This window comes from Cohnella sp. OV330, assembly GCF_900112065.1.
Taxonomy (GTDB): Bacteria; Bacillota; Bacilli; order Paenibacillales; family Paenibacillaceae; genus Cohnella.
Map to the genome: position 1 here is coordinate 128,605 of NZ_FOKE01000009.1, position 15,281 is coordinate 143,885.

A 15,281-nucleotide genomic window follows, 5' to 3' on the forward strand; every position below is an offset into this window, starting at 1 on the left:
AGACGAGCTAGGCTTGTGGGAGGAACGGACTTGTGAAACCGATAAAAATCATGTCGATATTCGGCGTGCGCCCCGAAGCGATCAAGATGGCGCCGCTCGTGCTGGAGCTGCAAAAATACCCCGGCCTGATCGAATCCACCGTCTGCGTCACGGCGCAGCACCGGCAGATGCTCGATCAGGTGCTGGATATTTTCAATATCCGGCCGGACTACGATATGAACGTCATGCAGGTCGGACAGACGCTGAACGAGATTACGATCCGCGTCCTGCAAGGACTGGAGCCGATTCTAGCCGAGGCCAAGCCCGACATGGTGCTCGTGCACGGCGATACGCTGACGAGCTTCCTGGCGAGCTATGCCGCGTTCCTGCAGCAGATCCAGATCGGCCATGTCGAAGCTGGGCTGCGCACATGGAACAAACTCTCTCCGTATCCGGAGGAGATGAACCGGCAGTTGACCGGCGTGCTGGCGGACGCGCACTTCGCGCCGACCCAGTGGTCGGCGGGCAACCTGCGCAAGGAAAGCAAACCCGAGGACCGCATCTACGTGACGGGCAACACGGTAACGGACGTATTTCAATATACGGTGAAGCCGGACTTTTCGCATCCTGTACTCGACTGGGCAAAAGGCAAACGTCTCGTGCTGATGACGGCCCACCGCCGCGAGAACCAGGGCGAGCCGCATCGCCAAATTTTCCGCGCGGTACGCAAGCTCGCCGAAACGCACGAGGATATCGCCATCGTCTACCCCGTGCATCCGAATCCGGCCGTCAAAGGTCCGGCCGAGGAGATTCTGGGCGACCACCCGCGCATCCGCTTGATCGATCCGCTCGACGTCGTCGAGCTGCACAATTTCTACAAGCACACCTACCTGATCTTGACCGATTCGGGCGGCCTTCAGGAAGAGGCGCCTTCGTACGGCGTACCCGTGCTCGTGCTGCGGGATACGACGGAGCGTCCGGAGGGCGTCGGGGCCGGCACGCTGGAGCTCGTCGGCACGGACGAGCATTTGATCTTCGATAGGGCGAGCGCCCTGCTCACCGATCCGGCGCTGTACGAGCGGATGAGCCGTGCCGCCAACCCGTACGGGGACGGGCAAGCTTCGAAGCGGATCGCGCAAGCGATCCTGCATCATTTCGGCAGGGGAGAGCGGCCGTCGGCCTTCGAAGGTTGACGGGTTTGGCGACGGTTCGGCCTATGGGGATCCATGCCCCACAGGCGGGCTGTCGCCTTTTGCGCATAGGCGAGGCGTCAAAAAACGACGGCGATTTTTTTCGAGGTATGGAGAATCTGCTCGCACGAGCGGCGGAATGAAGGCAGAATTGTCTACAGCGTACAGCGCAACTGTATGGTTTGAAAAGCGAAAGAATCCAGATTTATCAAGGGTTTGGCGGGCTTGCGTTCACATAATGTTTGAATTTATGCGAATTGACAAATCCCATCGGCCAAGGATACAATATTACCTGAACCATTAGGAAGAAAGGGCTTACTTTAAGTCGAATTTCTTGCTGATGGGATCGAAGGAGCGGATGTCCATGCCCGAGTCCGAACGAAAACCGCCTCTGCCGCCGGACGAAAATCCATGGCGCGCAGCCGGGCTCGTAACCGCTATCGGTATCGAACTGGCCGTGTGCGTCGGCCTGGGCTGGTGGATCGGATCCGTCGTTGACGGCAACCGCGGCACCTCAACTTGGTATCTGGTCGGACTTATCGTCGGCCTCGTCGCCGGCATCGGTTCGGCCGTGGGCCTCATTCGGAAGTTCGCCGTCAAGGGAAGGGGCAAATGATGGACGATTTGCCTGCTTTGATGAAGAAGGTTTCTCGCATTACGTTCTTTTTTTTGTCCATGGGATGTCTGGGGTGGGCGGTATTGCCCGCTTATAAGACTGTCTTCGGAGGGTTCCTGATCGGCGCGATCGGCAGCCTGCTCGTCGCGTGGCATCTGGCTTGGAAGACCGTTCGGATCGGCGAAGCCGCGTCCGGCGGCAGAAGACCCCGCTCGGGGTTCGGCTTCCTCTCCCGCGCCGCGCTCGCCCTGCTCGCCGCGTTCGTGTCGGTTCGCCTGCTCGAGTTCAATCTCCCGGCTACCGTAGCGGGATTAATTGCGGCGCCGTTGGCAACACTCCTACTGGGTATCTTGTCCAGACGCCGCCAAGGCGTACACGCCACCGATGAAAGGGGTGAAAAGCACTAACATGGATCACTTAGCGCCAATCGTCATTCTCGGCGGTGTGAAGTTCGACCTTGCGGCTATCATTATGGTCATCGTGACCAGCGTCGTCGCATTTGTACTCGCGCGCCTGTCCGTCCGCAACCTGTCCGTGGACAATCCCGGCAAGCTGCAGAACTTCATGGAATGGGTCGTCGAGTTCGTCAGCAACATCATCGGGATGGCGACAGACTTCAAACGGGGTCGCGTCTACCTGAGCCTCGGTCTTACGCTGATCATCTACATTTTCATCGGCAACATGCTCGGCCTTCCGTTCAACTTCATTACCGAAGCGCATCACGGTCACGCGACGTTCCTCGGTATGGACCTGTTCATGGACGGCGAAGAGGAAGCCCACTTCGCATGGTGGAAGTCTCCTACGGCGGACGCCGCTATGACGATGGGACTCGCCCTTACCGTCATCGTGATCTCGCACATTCAGGGTTTCCGTCACAACCGCAAGCATTACCTCAAGCATTACTTCGAGCCGTGGCCGTTCTTCTTTCCGATCAACCTGATCGAGACGGTCGCCAAGCCGCTGACGCTAGGTCTCCGGCTATTCGGCAACATCTACGCCGGCGAAGTCATGATCGGCGTTATCCTTGGCATGGGTTGGGTCGGGATTCCGGCGCTTCTCGTCTGGCAGGGCTTCAGTATATTCGTAGGCGCCATCCAAGCGTTCGTATTTACGATGCTGACCATGGTGTATATCGGTCAGGCTAGCATTCACGAAGAAGATCATTAATCTCAAAGTACCCAATTCGAGGAGGATATTCACAAATGGAAATCTATGCTCTGTTAGCAGCTGCAATCGTGTTCGGCCTTGGCGCGCTCGGCGCCGGTATCGGTAACGGCCTGATCTTCTCCAAGACGGTCGAAGGCATCTCCCGCCAGCCTGAGCTGCGCGGCGCCCTGCAAACGACGGCGTTCATCGGCGTAGGTCTGGTAGAAGCACTGCCGATCATCTCCCTCGTCCTCGCGTTCATCTTCATGGCGAAGTAAGCAATTTCATCTATAACGTTAGGCGCGGAGAGCCATCTGCCTCCACGCCTTCCTTATGCAAGAGGGCGCAATTCGGATTTGATCGACAGTTTTTGGGTGAAAGGAGTGGCTATCGTTGACCATCACATGGACCAACTTTTTTGTTCAAGTCGTCGCATTCGGCATCCTTTATCTGCTGCTGTCGAAATACGCCTTCGGTCCGCTGTTCGGCATTATGGAAAAGCGCCGTCAGCTTGTCAAAGAGCAGATCGACACGGCCGAGCGCAACCGCTCCGAGAGCGAGCGCTTCCTCGAAGAGCAGAAGCAATCGCTGCAGCAAGCGCGCAAGGAAGCCTATGATATTATCGAGCAAGCCAAGTCGACCGGCTCCAAGCAGGCGGACGATATCATCTCCGCGGCGCGCGGAGAATCGACTCGCCTGAAGGAAGAGGCGGTACGCGACATCGAAGCCGAGAAGAACAAGGCGATCGCGTCCCTCAAGTCCGAAGTCGGCGGCCTGTCCGTACAGATCGCCAGCAAGATTCTCGAGAAGCAAGTCGACGCGGGCGCCCAAGGCGAATTGGTCGATCAATATCTCAAAGACGTAGGTAAGTCGTCATGAGCCGCGGTACGGTCGTAGCCAAACGATACGCCAGGGCGCTCTTCGATCTGGCTCGCGAGCAAGACGCCGTAGCCAGCACCGAGAGCGAGCTGAAGCTGGTCGCGGACGCGATCGAAGCGAACGCAGACTTGCGCGTCTTCTTATCGGCCCCGAACATCACGCTGGACAAGAAAATCGCGCTGCTGCGCGGCACGTTCGCCGACAATGTATCGCAGAACGTGCTGAACACGGTCAGCCTGCTGGTCGAACGCGGTCGCGAGACGGAGATCCCGGCGGTACTGGACGCCTACATGTCCGTCGCAGGCGGCGTCCTCGGACGCGCGGACGCGCTGGTCACCTCGGCCAAGCCGCTCACGCCCGAGCAGACCGAAGAGATCGCGACGCGCTTCAAGGCCGTCATCGGCAAAAACGTGCGCGTCATCGGCGAGGTCGACGAGTCGCTGATCGGCGGCATCACCGTCCGCATCGGCGATACGCTATATGACGGCAGCCTGCGCGGCAAGCTGAACCGTCTCTCCAAAGAACTTCAAACGAGTCTGTAATATACGCATGTATCTTGTAAGTAGGAGACAGGGGTGAACGAATTGAGTATCCGTCCTGAAGAAATCAGCACGCTGATCAAGCAGCAGATTCAGAACTATCAATCCGATATCCAAGTCGTTGACGTCGGTACCGTCATTACGGTCGGCGACGGCGTCGCTCGCGTCCACGGATTGGAAAAAGCGATGGCCGGCGAGCTGCTTGAATTCTCGAACGGCGTCGTGGGCATGGCCCTCAACCTCGAAGAAGACAACGTCGGCGTCGTCATCTTGGGCCCGTACACCGGCATTCGCGAAGGCGACCAAGTCAAGCGTACCGGCCGCATCATGGAAGTGCCGGTCGGCGAAGCGATGCTCGGCCGCGTAGTTAACGCGCTGGGCCAGCCGGTCGACGGCAACGGTCCGATCGCCACGACGAAGTTCCGTCCGATCGAATCCCCGGCTCCGGGCGTCATGGCCCGTAAGTCCGTATTCGAGCCGATGCAGACCGGCATCAAGGCGATCGACGCCATGATCCCGATCGGCCGCGGCCAACGGGAGCTCATCATCGGCGACCGCCAGACCGGCAAGACGACGATCGCGATCGACACGATCGTCAACCAAAAGGGCAATGGCGTCATCTGTATCTACGTCGCCATCGGCCAGAAGCAATCGACCGTCCGTACGGTCGTCGAGTCCCTCCGCCGCCAAGGCGCGCTGGACTACACGATCGTCGTCACGGCGAGCGCATCCGAGCCGTCCCCGCTCCTTTATATCGCACCGTACACCGGCTGCGCCATGGGCGAAGAATTCATGTACAACGGCAAGCACGTCCTGATCATCTATGATGACTTGACCAAGCAAGCCGCCGCATACCGCGAGCTGTCCCTGTTGCTCCGCCGTCCTCCGGGACGCGAAGCTTATCCGGGCGACGTATTCTACCTGCACTCCCGTCTGCTGGAGCGCGCGGCCAAGCTGAACGACGAGCTCGGCGGCGGTTCCCTGACCGCGCTGCCGTTCATCGAGACGCAAGCCGGCGACATCTCGGCTTACATCCCGACGAACGTCATCTCGATCACCGACGGTCAAATCTTCCTCGAGTCCGACCTGTTCTACTCCGGCCAACGTCCGGCGGTCAACGTCGGTAACTCGGTATCCCGCGTAGGTTCGTCCGCGCAGACCAAGGCGATGAAGAAGGTCGCGGGCACGCTCAAGACCGACCTCGCCCAATACCGCGAGCTGGCGGCGTTCGCCGCGTTCGGCTCCGACCTCGACAAAGTCACGCAATCCCGTCTCGACCGCGGTATCCGCACGCTCGAGATTCTGAAGCAAGGCATCAACGTACCGATGCCGCTGGAGTGCCAAGTCGTTTCCTTGTACCTGGTCACCAAAGGCCACGCCGACAGCGTGCCGGTACAAGACGTTCGCCGCTTCGAATCCGAGTTCCTGGGCTATCTGGATGCGCAGCGTCCCGAGATCCTGGCGTCCATCCGCGATGCGAAGGACATTTTGCCCGACAACGACAAGGCGCTCGTCGAAGCGATCGGCGCCTTCAAGAAGAGCTTCGCTACGACCGCTTAATAGCGAAGGCTTCGGCCATAGAAGCTTCCGCGCCGGCGCGCGACCGCTAAGGTCGCCCGGCGCGGACAATAAGGTGGTGACATGAATGGCTAAAGGGATGCGCGAGATTAAGCGTCAGATCAAGAGCACGCAGAACATGAAGCAGATCACCAAGGCGATGGAACTTGTCGCGGCGGCGAACCTCAAGCGCGCGCAAAACGCGGCGCTCGCGGGCCGGCCTTATGCCGACAAGCTCAAGGAAGTCGTCTCGAGCATCGCCGGCGGCGGCGGCAGCGTCAAGCACCCGATGCTCCAATCCCGCGAGGTGAAGAAGACGGCTTATGTCGTCTTTACGTCCGACCGCGGTCTGGCCGGCGGTCTCAACAGCGGTCTGTTGAAGAAGTTCGTGGACACGCTGAAGAGCAAGCACAAGTCCAAGGCGGAGTACGATCTGTTCGTCATCGGACGCAAAGGCCGCGACTACCTGAAACGCCGCGACTACGCGATCGTCCAGGACGTCATCGGCGTGCCCGACTCGCCGAAGTTCGCCGACGTTAAAGCAATCGCGGCGGCGGCCGTAGGCGGTTTCGAGCAGGGGGCGTACGACGAGGTCCATCTCGTCTACAACCGGTTCATCAACGCGCTCACGCAGCTGCCGACGGTCAAGCAACTGCTGCCGCTCGACGCTTCCGCGCTCGGCGCGGCGAAGCAAGCGGGCCCGAGCGCCGGCTACGAGTACGAGCCGTCTCCGGAAGCGGTATTGAACGTCCTGCTGCCGAAGTACGCAGAGACTCTGGTCTACAGCGCGCTGCTGGAGAACAAGGCGAGCGAGTTCGGTTCGCGGATGACCGCGATGAGCAACGCGACGAAGAACGCCACCAAACGGATCAACGAGCTGACCCTGACGTACAACCGCGCGCGTCAAGCGGCCATCACGCAGGAGATCGCTGAGATCGTCGGCGGCGCGAACGCACTAAGCTAAACTTTCGCACGCGGCGGCCTGGCCGCCCAGCGAAGCGAAGGATACGGATATAGACTGAAGTTACAGGAGGGACACGAATGAGCAAGGGGCGCATTGTCCAGGTTACGGGCCCGGTCGTCGACATCGAGTTCGACAACGGCCATCTGCCGGACATCCTCAACGCAATCCAAATTCATCAGACCGGCGAACGCGAAGTCAAGCTGACGGTCGAAGTCGCGCAGCATCTGGGCGATAACATGGTCCGCACGGTCGCCATGTCTTCGACGGACGGCCTCATCCGCGGCACCGAAGCCGTCGATACCGGCGCGCCGATCACCGTACCGGTCGGTCCGGCTACGCTCGGCCGCGTATTTAACGTGCTGGGCGATCCGATCGACAACGCCGGTACGGTCGACCGCACGATCGCGAATCCGATTCACCGCCAGGCGCCTCCGTTCGACGAACTGTCGACGTCGCAAGAAATCCTGGAAACCGGCATCAAGGTCATCGACCTGATGGCGCCGTACGCCAAGGGCGGTAAGGTCGGCCTCTTCGGCGGCGCAGGCGTCGGCAAGACGGTTACGATGCAAGAGCTCATCCACAACATCGCTCAGGAGCACGGCGGTATCTCCGTATTCGCAGGCGTAGGCGAGCGTACGCGCGAAGGTAACGACTTGTACCACGAAATGAGCGACTCCGGCGTTATCGCGAAGACCGCGATGGTGTTCGGCCAAATGAACGAGCCTCCGGGCGCGCGTCTGCGCGTTGCTCTGACGGGTCTGACGATGGCCGAGTATTTCCGAGACGAAGAAGGACGCGACGTACTGCTGTTCGTCGACAACATCTTCCGCTTCACGCAAGCCGGCTCCGAAGTATCCGCCCTTCTCGGCCGGATGCCGTCCGCGGTAGGTTACCAGCCGACGCTGGCTACCGAAATGGGTCAACTGCAAGAGCGGATCACCTCGACGAAGAAGGGTTCCGTTACCTCGATCCAAGCGATCTACGTACCGGCGGACGATTATACCGACCCGGCTCCGGCTACGGCGTTCGCTCACTTGGACTCGACGACGAACCTCGAGCGGAACATCGCGGCAATGGGTATCTTCCCGGCCGTCGACCCGTTGGCATCGTCTTCCCGCGTCCTGGCTCCCGAAGTCGTCGGCGAAGAGCACTATGCCGTCGCTCAAGGCGTCAAGAAGCTGCTCCAACGCTACAAGGAACTGCTCGATATCATCGCTATCCTCGGTATGGACGAACTGTCCGAGGACGACAAGCTCGTCGTTCTGCGCGCGCGTCGCGTTCAACTGTTCCTGTCCCAGCCGCTGCACGTCGCCGAAGCCTTCAATGGCATGCCTGGCGTATACGTGCCGGTTAAAGATACCGTTCGCAGCTTCAAAGAGATCCTTGATGGTAAGCATGACGATCTTCCGGAACCGGCGTTCCACAACGTCGGCTCGATTGAAGACGCAGTCGAGAAGGCGAAGAAGCTCGCTCAAGGGCTCTAATCCGCTTTTGATGGAGGTATCGATATGAGCACCTTACGTTTGGAGATCGTCACTCCCGAGCGGATCGTTTACGAAAAGGACGTCAATATGGTCGTCGCCCGCGGCGTGGACGGGGATCTGGGCATTATGCCGCATCACATCCCGCTGGTGACGCCGCTCAAGATCGCGCCCGTCAAGGCGAAGATCGGGAACAACGATGAGTACATCGCGGTTCACGGCGGCTTCATGGAGGTACGCAAGGATAAGGTCGTCATCCTCGCGGAATCCGCTGAACTCGGATCGGACATCGACGTCACCCGTGCGCAGCAAGCCAAGGATCGCGCGCAAGATCGTCTGAACCACAAACAGACCGAAGTGGACCACAAGCGGGCCGAGGCTGCGCTGCAGCGAGCGCTCACCCGTATTCGGGTCGGCGGCGGAGAATAATCTTACCTTTTATCGCCGGGAGGCGGCACCTGTTCGCAGGAAGCCGCCTCCCGGCGATTTTTGCGTTTTTTACACCTGGCGTCACTCGGCGTATACTAAACTTAGCTATCTCAAGGAAAGGCGGACCACTGCGCAATGGAAGATATCGTCATCGTCGGAGCGGGACCTTGCGGGCTGTCGGCAGCGGCCGAGCTGCAAGACCAGGGCTTCAACCCGTTACTATTCGAAAAGGAAAACGTCGGGTATTCGATCTCCCGTTATCCGGTCAATATGCAGTTCTTTAGCACGGCGCCGATGCTCGAGATCGCAGGCGTGCCGTTCATTACGCCGAACGACAAGCCCTCCAGGCTCGAAGCGTTGAACTACTATCGCATCGTGTCGGAAAGGCGAGATCTGCGGATTCGTCGCTATGAAGCGGTCACGGCCGTCGAAAAGGACGGCGACGCGTTTCGTGTCACGTCGGTGGGCAGATCCGGCCAGCCTTCGTATACGTACGCTCGCAAAGTCGTCATCGCGACAGGTTACTTCGATCATCCGAACCGGATCGGCATTCCGGGCGAGGATCACGCGCATGTGAGCCACTTTTTCACCGAAGCCCATCCGTATGCGGGGACGCGTGTCGTCGTCATCGGCGGCAGCAACTCCGCTGTCGACGCGGCGCTGGAGATGGAGCGCGTGGGCGCGAAAGTGACGGTGGTATACCGGGGCGAATCCGTATCCGCCAACATCAAACCTTGGGTACGCCCGATTTTCGACAGTTATACGGCAAAAGGACGAATTGACCTGCGTCTGCAGAGCAGAGTCGTGGAGATCGGCTACGACCAGGTCATGGTCGAAAGCGTGAGGGACGCGGATTCGGCGGATGGGGGTACAGAGGTTGTTAAGGAGAATCTGCCTGCAGACTTCGTGCTGGCACTCACGGGATTCCGGCCTGACCGGGCGTTTCTGCGGTCAATGGGCGTCGAAGCGCCGGATGGGGTCATACCGCCGACGCACGATCCGGAGACGATGGAGACTAACGTGCCGGGACTTTACCTAGCTGGTGTCGTGTCTACGGGGCGGGATGCCAACGAGATTTTTATTGAAAGCGGACGTTACCACGGCCGCAAGATCGCGGAACATCTGGCTTTTCTGCGTACGGTTTAGAACGGCATTGTCCGAAAACTGCTTGAACGCCGTCCATTCCGGGTAAATCAGGAGAGCAAGCTTATCCAATCGGGAGGGATTCACATGCCTAAGATCCAGAACAATCTGAATCAAAATCTGGCGGACTGGAGTGTTATTTACTTCAAATTGCACCACTTCCACTGGTACGTGAAGGGGCCGCACTTCCAGACGCTTCACTTGAAGTTCGAAGAACTCTACGACTTCGCGGCAATATCGCTGGACGAAGTGGCGGAGCGGATTCTCTCGATCGGCGGCAAGCCGGCCTCTACGATGAAGGAGTACCTGTCGCTCACGAAGGTGAAGGAAGGCGGAGACGAGACGAAGGACGTCGACATGGTCAAGGCCGTCATCGACGACTTCATCCTGCTGACCAACGGACTCAACGAAACGATGGAATTGGCCGAAGAAGCGGGCGACGCGCCGACGGCGGATCTGCTCACGAAGCAGGTCGAAGCGCTGCAAAAGCATATTTGGATGCTGAGCGCGACCGCCGGCATCAACGTGCCGACCAAGGTGAAGGCGTAAGCCAAACATATACTTATATAGAATCCCGTTCGCCGGATCGAATCCCGGCGCACGGGATTCTTTTTTTTTGTTTTAAAGGGAGATTATGTGGCGGTCATTACAGAATCGATGACCGCGTATGACGATAATTGTGAAAGAAGTCGCATATATTCGCCGTTTTTCTAATCTATAATTGTGATTGCGGCATCTTTACATAGGCGAATGATCGTGCAAAAGCACTTATTTGGATACGGATTGGGAGTGTAGTTATGATTCGCAAATACGGTTTAACGCTGTTGGCGGCGCTGTTGGTGCTGCTGCCGGTATCGGCTGCGTTCGGCGGGGAGGCGCACGCGGCTTCTTCGTCGCGGATCGCGGTGATCAAGCAGCTGAGCGGGGACGTGCAGGTGCAGAAGGCCGGGGGCTCGAAGCAGTTCAAGGCGTTCGCCAAGCTGAGCCTGAACCAGGGGGACAAGCTGATCACGGGGAGCAAGGGATCGGCGGTGCTGCAGTTCGCGAACGGCACGTCGGAGGACGACAAGTTCACGGTCGGGGAGAACGCGACGCTGACGTTTTCGAAGCTGTCGGACAAAAAAGGCACGGTGACGAAAGTCAGCATGCTCAAAGGAACGGCCTGGGTGGACGTCAAATCGATCAAGAGCCAAGACGACGACTTCAAGCTGGAGACGCCGACGGCGATCATGGGCGTGCGCGGCACGGCGTTCTTCGCGCGAGTCAATCCGGCGACGGGCGGCACGAACACGGCAGTCATGTCGGGCGTCGTGCGTTTCACGTCCGAAAAAGCGGAAAAGACGGGAAGCGGAAGCGGCGAGAGCACAGGCGGTGCCGGCACGTCCGGCGCCAAGACGATCGACTTGTATCCGACGCAGCAAATCTCGCTCGAGCCGACGAGCGGCGTCGATCTGCGCGAGTTGACGACGCTCGTGGACATCGAGGATATCGTCAAAAACGCGTCGCCGGAAGTCATCGAGGCGATCTTGCGCAGCAAGGCGAAGGTCGACGAAGAGAACCGGCAGACGGTCGAAAAGTTCAAACAGACCGGCGTGCCGTCGGATCTGCAGCAGCAGCTGGAGCAGTTTATCCAGAACACGCAGGAGCTGCTAGGCGTCATCGCGAAGCAGGCGATCGAACAAAAGAAGCTCGACGAGCAGCAGGTCAAGAAGATAGAGGAGCAAGAGAAGACCTCTTTCGGGCTGGATAAGGATCAACTGAGCCAGCTGAGCGATAAGGAAAAGGCGAAGCAAGAGAAGGCAAGGCAGCTGGCGGAGGAGGCCGCGAAGAAAAAAGCGGCCGAGGAAGCGGCAAAGCTGAAGGAGCTGGCGGACAAGATCAACGCGTCGGCGCTGAAGGCGATCGAGGCGGCCAAGCAGGCGCAGGCGCAAGCGAACCGACTGGCGGCGGAGGCGGCGAAGCGCAAGGCGGAAGAAGAGCTGCTCAAGAAGCTGAACGAGCAGCAGAAGCAGCAGTACCAGCAGGACAAGGCGAACCACCAAGGCGGAACGCCCGTCACGCCGGGGACGAATACGAACAACCTGTCTTCCAACGCCAATCTCGGCTCGCTAAGCATCGCCGGAGCGACGCTGAGCCCGTCTTTCGACGCAGCCGTCACCGCCTATCGGGCAAGCGTGACCAGCGACAAGACGAGCGTCGTCGTAGGGGCGAGCGTGCAGGGAAGCGGCGCCTCGTTCACGGTCAATGGCCAAGCGCCGAGCGGCGGTCAGCGGACAGTTAGCCTCGCTTACGGCGACAACGAGATCACCATTCTCGTGATGGCGCAGAACGGCTCGACCCAGGCCTACAGGGTCACGGTGACCCGTCAACTGCTGAACAACGTCAGCGTCGTTTTCGCAGGTCAGAGCGGCATCGATATTGACTTCAACTCGACGAACGCTCCCGAGCCGCTGTCCATTCCTAGCGGATTGAGTAACCTGACGTTGGTGGTTCCCGTTACCGGACCGGAGATTGACATTACCGTCAATGGACAAAAAGTAGATCCGGAGCCGATGTTCATGGCGGCGCGTACGATCCAGCCGGGCCAGATCTCCTGGCGGTATATCATTCCGCTCGCACAGGCGTCTAACGAGATCGAGATCAAAGCGACGATCGACGGCGTCGTCAAGATTTATAAGCTGATCGCGAATCGCGCGCCCGAGACGGGGATGCCGATTGCCTATAATGCCTATTATGAGGCGGCCTACCAAACGCCATATTCAGGCGTATTGACTAGCAGCGGAGGCAGCGGCGCCAAGTACGAATTGATGGAGAACGGCGGACCTAGGAGTGGTACGCTAGAGTTAGGCGAGGACGGCCGCTTTACTTATATGCCGAACGAAGGCTTTCAGGGCGTCGATTATTTCACATTCAAGGCTATAGTTGGCGCAAAGGAATCCGAACCTGCGGTGGTCACGATTCGCGTCGTGCCGTATAACTACGAGACGATCGGATTGACCAACTGGACCTCGTCTTGGAACGGCGAAGCAGTCGACGACTGGTTGTTTATTTATAGTGATCGCGAGGGCGAATCCGTCTACAAGGATTACAACCTTTATCGCGAGCAGCCTTCTACGCTCCGCTTGAGCTTTGAGTTCGACCCGCTCGCAGTCTCGGATGCGCAGTTGACCTTTGGAGAACAAACGGAGGATCAGGACGAAGACGGGAAGCTTGAGGCGGACCTGGCGCTCAAGGCGGGGATCAACCGTGTGTCGCTGCGCTATTCCGTAGGGAACGATGGTGAGCGAACGTATTATCGCCTAAGCTTTGACGTATACGTAGGCATGCCTTCGGATTCAGGGATTATAGCTTATCAGAAGCCGGAAGGCATGGCAGAGATCGATCTGGTCCCGGCGGGCGAACAAGAATGGACGGCCTCGGTTCGAGGCGGAGCTAGCGGCGCGGATGAACAAAAGGATGAGTATAACTGGTTGCTGATTAATTATTCCAGGGTCGAGGCTACCACAGTCGAAGTCGTCGCAAATGGCGAGCTTGTAGAATTAGGGATTTATTATAGAGTCTTTTTGAAAGCCGGGTGGAACGAGATCGTCATTCGTTCTTATTATCCGGGCGGCGAAGTCGATGCTTTAGAACAGAAGATCCATGTGTGGCGTGGCAGAAACGCGCCTGAAGGCTACGCGGTAACTGGTATCTCGGGCACGGTCGTGAAAGTAGCCCCAGAGGCGTCGCCCGTACCGGTCAGTTTTATTCGGGACGAAAACAGGGCGGATGTATGGCGAGCGGCCGTGACGACGGATACGACGGCGCTTAAGATTCGGCCGAACCTTGCGGCGGGACTATCACTCTCGGACTTCTATCTCAAGGACGACTATGGCAATTATGTCAACGCCGAGGAGACGGAACCCGGATCCGGACGATTTATCGTCCCGACATCCGAAGCGTTCGCCGACGCTTATGCGGTCGTCAAGCCCGCGAGCGGAGGCAATCCCTTTCCATATCGAATACAAATCGCAAAAGGGGACCCGCCTGAACTAGGCTTCGTTCTCGGCTCTTATACCTCAGGATCCTCTGAGACGCCGGGCATGCTGCCGTTCAGCGACGCCGCCGGCGCTTGGTGGGCCAGGCTGGCGTCGGGCAGCGATCCGCACGGCTTCAAGCTAAAGATCATGGGAAGTCCCGGCTACCGGCTATTTGCCAACGGAGAACTGGTGCCGAACGCTTATCAGGTGTCAGTCGGCGGATATGTGTTCACTTTTGATCCGGTGCCTGGAAACCAGGTCTATACGCTCGAATTCCGCGATCTGTACGGACGAATCGTTATTTATCCGATCAACTTGTACTACGGGGAAGTGCAGGACAATCTGACCGTCGGGAACGGCGCGACGATCACCTACGGAGCCGGCAACATCCAATTGCTCCATCCGACCGCCGACTCGCTATCCGCGACTTTGCCTGCGGGGATGAAGTCGTTCAGCTTAGATCTGGATTTGGGAGAGCATGCCGCGGCTGCCGTGTTCGATGAGACCGGGCAAGAGATGTACGCATCCGGCGATCCGCTTGCTTTTACGCTTCCCGACACGGATCCCGAGAGAAATACGATCTTGACCTACGATGTCGTGTTGACGGATACCGATGATTCGACGAGCGGAAATGGCGATCAGGTGTTGTACACGCTCTACCTCTATATGGCACAGGATCACCAGCTGGCACCGGCGGATGTCGTTTGGAGCACGCAGGCGTCCGAAGGCGGCAGCTCGGCCGAGGACTACACCTGGGTATACGACCGGCTCAATCGTTATACGCTCAGCGTCCCGGAGAATGCAGACACGCTGCAGGTGTCTGTGACGCCAGGCTCGTACGTGTCAAGTGTCGCAATAACCGGACTATCCGGTCCCGATGGATACAATGGCTACTACGGATCATTGTCTCCAGGGCCCAACGAATTTACGATGACGGTCTCCTACACTGACGGTCAGCGTCGCGTCTATGAGCTGACTGCCTATCGCGGAGCGCCGGTGTCGCCGACGCTGCAGTTCGGAGAACAAACCTATTCTTTCGCTTATGATGAAGCTTTGAATGGTTATGCGGTTTACCTGGAAAGCGATCCTGGCAACGGTGCGTTCAATCTGGGGTTGCCAAACGGCACGGAAGTTGAAGAGGTGAAGTCGGAGGACGCGCCGCTCGAACAAAATGCGGATGGAACGTTTGTCCTAAACCTGGTCGGAGCGAGCGGTATTAAAGCCATATGGGCTTCAGGCGGTGACAACGGCGTTCCTTGGAGCTCTGATTTTTACGTATACTACGGCACGGTTTGATCGATAGACGCGATCGAAGTTAGAGGGTCGCTTCGCCTTCGGC

At 58.6% G+C, this 15,281-nt stretch carries 14 protein-coding genes; all 14 read left to right on the top strand.

All coding sequences use genetic code 11. The annotated features are described in order from the left end of the window. Window positions 1-32: 32 nt before the first annotated feature. Window positions 33-1,172: a non-hydrolyzing UDP-N-acetylglucosamine 2-epimerase gene (gene wecB / locus BM235_RS20850; RefSeq protein WP_090116170.1), complete on the top strand. Its 1,140-nt coding sequence runs from the start codon at window positions 33-35 to the stop codon at window positions 1,170-1,172. 361 nt (window positions 1,173-1,533) lie between these two features. Continuing rightward, complete coding sequence (locus tag BM235_RS20855; protein ID WP_090116341.1) at window positions 1,534-1,785, top strand: AtpZ/AtpI family protein; 252 nt, start codon at window positions 1,534-1,536, stop codon at window positions 1,783-1,785. Beyond that, a complete protein-coding gene (locus BM235_RS20860; protein WP_090116171.1) occupies window positions 1,782-2,192 on the top strand; it encodes an ATP synthase subunit I in 411 nt (136 codons plus the stop codon). The genes BM235_RS20855 and BM235_RS20860 overlap by 4 nt, the downstream gene beginning before the upstream one ends. A 1-nt stretch (window position 2,193) precedes the next feature. Continuing rightward, entirely contained in the window at window positions 2,194-2,952 is a 759-nt protein-coding gene (gene atpB / locus BM235_RS20865; protein ID WP_090116172.1) for a F0F1 ATP synthase subunit A, read from the top strand. 35 nt (window positions 2,953-2,987) lie between these two features. After that, window positions 2,988-3,209, top strand: a complete 222-nt coding sequence (atpE, locus tag BM235_RS20870; protein ID WP_090116173.1) for a F0F1 ATP synthase subunit C — start codon at window positions 2,988-2,990, stop codon at window positions 3,207-3,209. 115 nt (window positions 3,210-3,324) lie between these two features. After that, window positions 3,325-3,810, top strand: coding sequence for a F0F1 ATP synthase subunit B (gene atpF / locus BM235_RS20875; RefSeq protein ID WP_090116174.1), 486 nt, complete (start codon window positions 3,325-3,327; stop codon window positions 3,808-3,810). Continuing rightward, window positions 3,807-4,352 (top strand): F0F1 ATP synthase subunit delta, encoded by a 546-nt coding sequence (locus BM235_RS20880; protein WP_090116175.1) that lies wholly within the window; start codon window positions 3,807-3,809, stop codon window positions 4,350-4,352. The genes atpF and BM235_RS20880 overlap by 4 nt, the downstream gene beginning before the upstream one ends. 42 nt (window positions 4,353-4,394) lie before the next feature. Continuing rightward, window positions 4,395-5,909 carry a F0F1 ATP synthase subunit alpha gene (gene atpA / locus BM235_RS20885; RefSeq protein WP_090116342.1) on the top strand — a complete coding sequence of 505 codons (1,515 nt, stop codon included), beginning with the start codon at window positions 4,395-4,397 and terminating at the stop codon, window positions 5,907-5,909. Between the two features lie 85 nt (window positions 5,910-5,994). Then, the gene (gene atpG / locus BM235_RS20890; protein WP_090116176.1) at window positions 5,995-6,870 is read left to right on the top strand and encodes an ATP synthase F1 subunit gamma; all 876 of its coding nucleotides are present in this window, start codon (window positions 5,995-5,997) and stop codon (window positions 6,868-6,870) included. Between the two features lie 77 nt (window positions 6,871-6,947). Then, entirely contained in the window at window positions 6,948-8,354 is a 1,407-nt protein-coding gene (gene atpD, locus BM235_RS20895; protein WP_090116177.1) for a F0F1 ATP synthase subunit beta, read from the top strand. A gap of 24 nt (window positions 8,355-8,378) precedes the next feature. Then, window positions 8,379-8,780 carry a F0F1 ATP synthase subunit epsilon gene (locus tag BM235_RS20900; RefSeq protein WP_090116178.1) on the top strand — a complete coding sequence of 134 codons (402 nt, stop codon included), beginning with the start codon at window positions 8,379-8,381 and terminating at the stop codon, window positions 8,778-8,780. Between the two features lie 135 nt (window positions 8,781-8,915). Then, the gene (locus BM235_RS20905) at window positions 8,916-9,926 is read left to right on the top strand and encodes a YpdA family putative bacillithiol disulfide reductase (protein WP_090116179.1); all 1,011 of its coding nucleotides are present in this window, start codon (window positions 8,916-8,918) and stop codon (window positions 9,924-9,926) included. 84 nt (window positions 9,927-10,010) lie between these two features. Then, window positions 10,011-10,472 carry a Dps family protein gene (locus BM235_RS20910; RefSeq protein WP_090116180.1) on the top strand — a complete coding sequence of 154 codons (462 nt, stop codon included), beginning with the start codon at window positions 10,011-10,013 and terminating at the stop codon, window positions 10,470-10,472. A 248-nt stretch (window positions 10,473-10,720) separates the two neighbouring features. After that, window positions 10,721-15,238: a cadherin-like beta sandwich domain-containing protein gene (locus BM235_RS20915; RefSeq protein WP_090116181.1), complete on the top strand. Its 4,518-nt coding sequence runs from the start codon at window positions 10,721-10,723 to the stop codon at window positions 15,236-15,238. Window positions 15,239-15,281: the final 43 nt, after the last annotated feature.

Bases quoted from the DNA above. Each gene is read 5' to 3' on its own strand.
- BM235_RS20855 (WP_090116341.1), top strand. From the start codon at position 1,534: ATGCCCGAGTCCGAACGAAAACCGCCTCTGCCGCCGGACGAAAATCCA.
- BM235_RS20860 (WP_090116171.1), top strand. From the start codon at position 1,782: ATGATGGACGATTTGCCTGCTTTGATGAAGAAGGTTTCTCGCATTACG.
- atpB (WP_090116172.1), top strand. From the start codon at position 2,194: ATGGATCACTTAGCGCCAATCGTCATTCTCGGCGGTGTGAAGTTCGAC.
- atpE (WP_090116173.1), top strand. From the start codon at position 2,988: ATGGAAATCTATGCTCTGTTAGCAGCTGCAATCGTGTTCGGCCTTGGC.
- BM235_RS20880 (WP_090116175.1), top strand. From the start codon at position 3,807: ATGAGCCGCGGTACGGTCGTAGCCAAACGATACGCCAGGGCGCTCTTC.
- atpG (WP_090116176.1), top strand. From the start codon at position 5,995: ATGGCTAAAGGGATGCGCGAGATTAAGCGTCAGATCAAGAGCACGCAG.
- atpD (WP_090116177.1), top strand. From the start codon at position 6,948: ATGAGCAAGGGGCGCATTGTCCAGGTTACGGGCCCGGTCGTCGACATC.
- BM235_RS20900 (WP_090116178.1), top strand. From the start codon at position 8,379: ATGAGCACCTTACGTTTGGAGATCGTCACTCCCGAGCGGATCGTTTAC.
- BM235_RS20905 (WP_090116179.1), top strand. From the start codon at position 8,916: ATGGAAGATATCGTCATCGTCGGAGCGGGACCTTGCGGGCTGTCGGCA.
- BM235_RS20910 (WP_090116180.1), top strand. From the start codon at position 10,011: ATGCCTAAGATCCAGAACAATCTGAATCAAAATCTGGCGGACTGGAGT.
- BM235_RS20915 (WP_090116181.1), top strand. From the start codon at position 10,721: ATGATTCGCAAATACGGTTTAACGCTGTTGGCGGCGCTGTTGGTGCTG.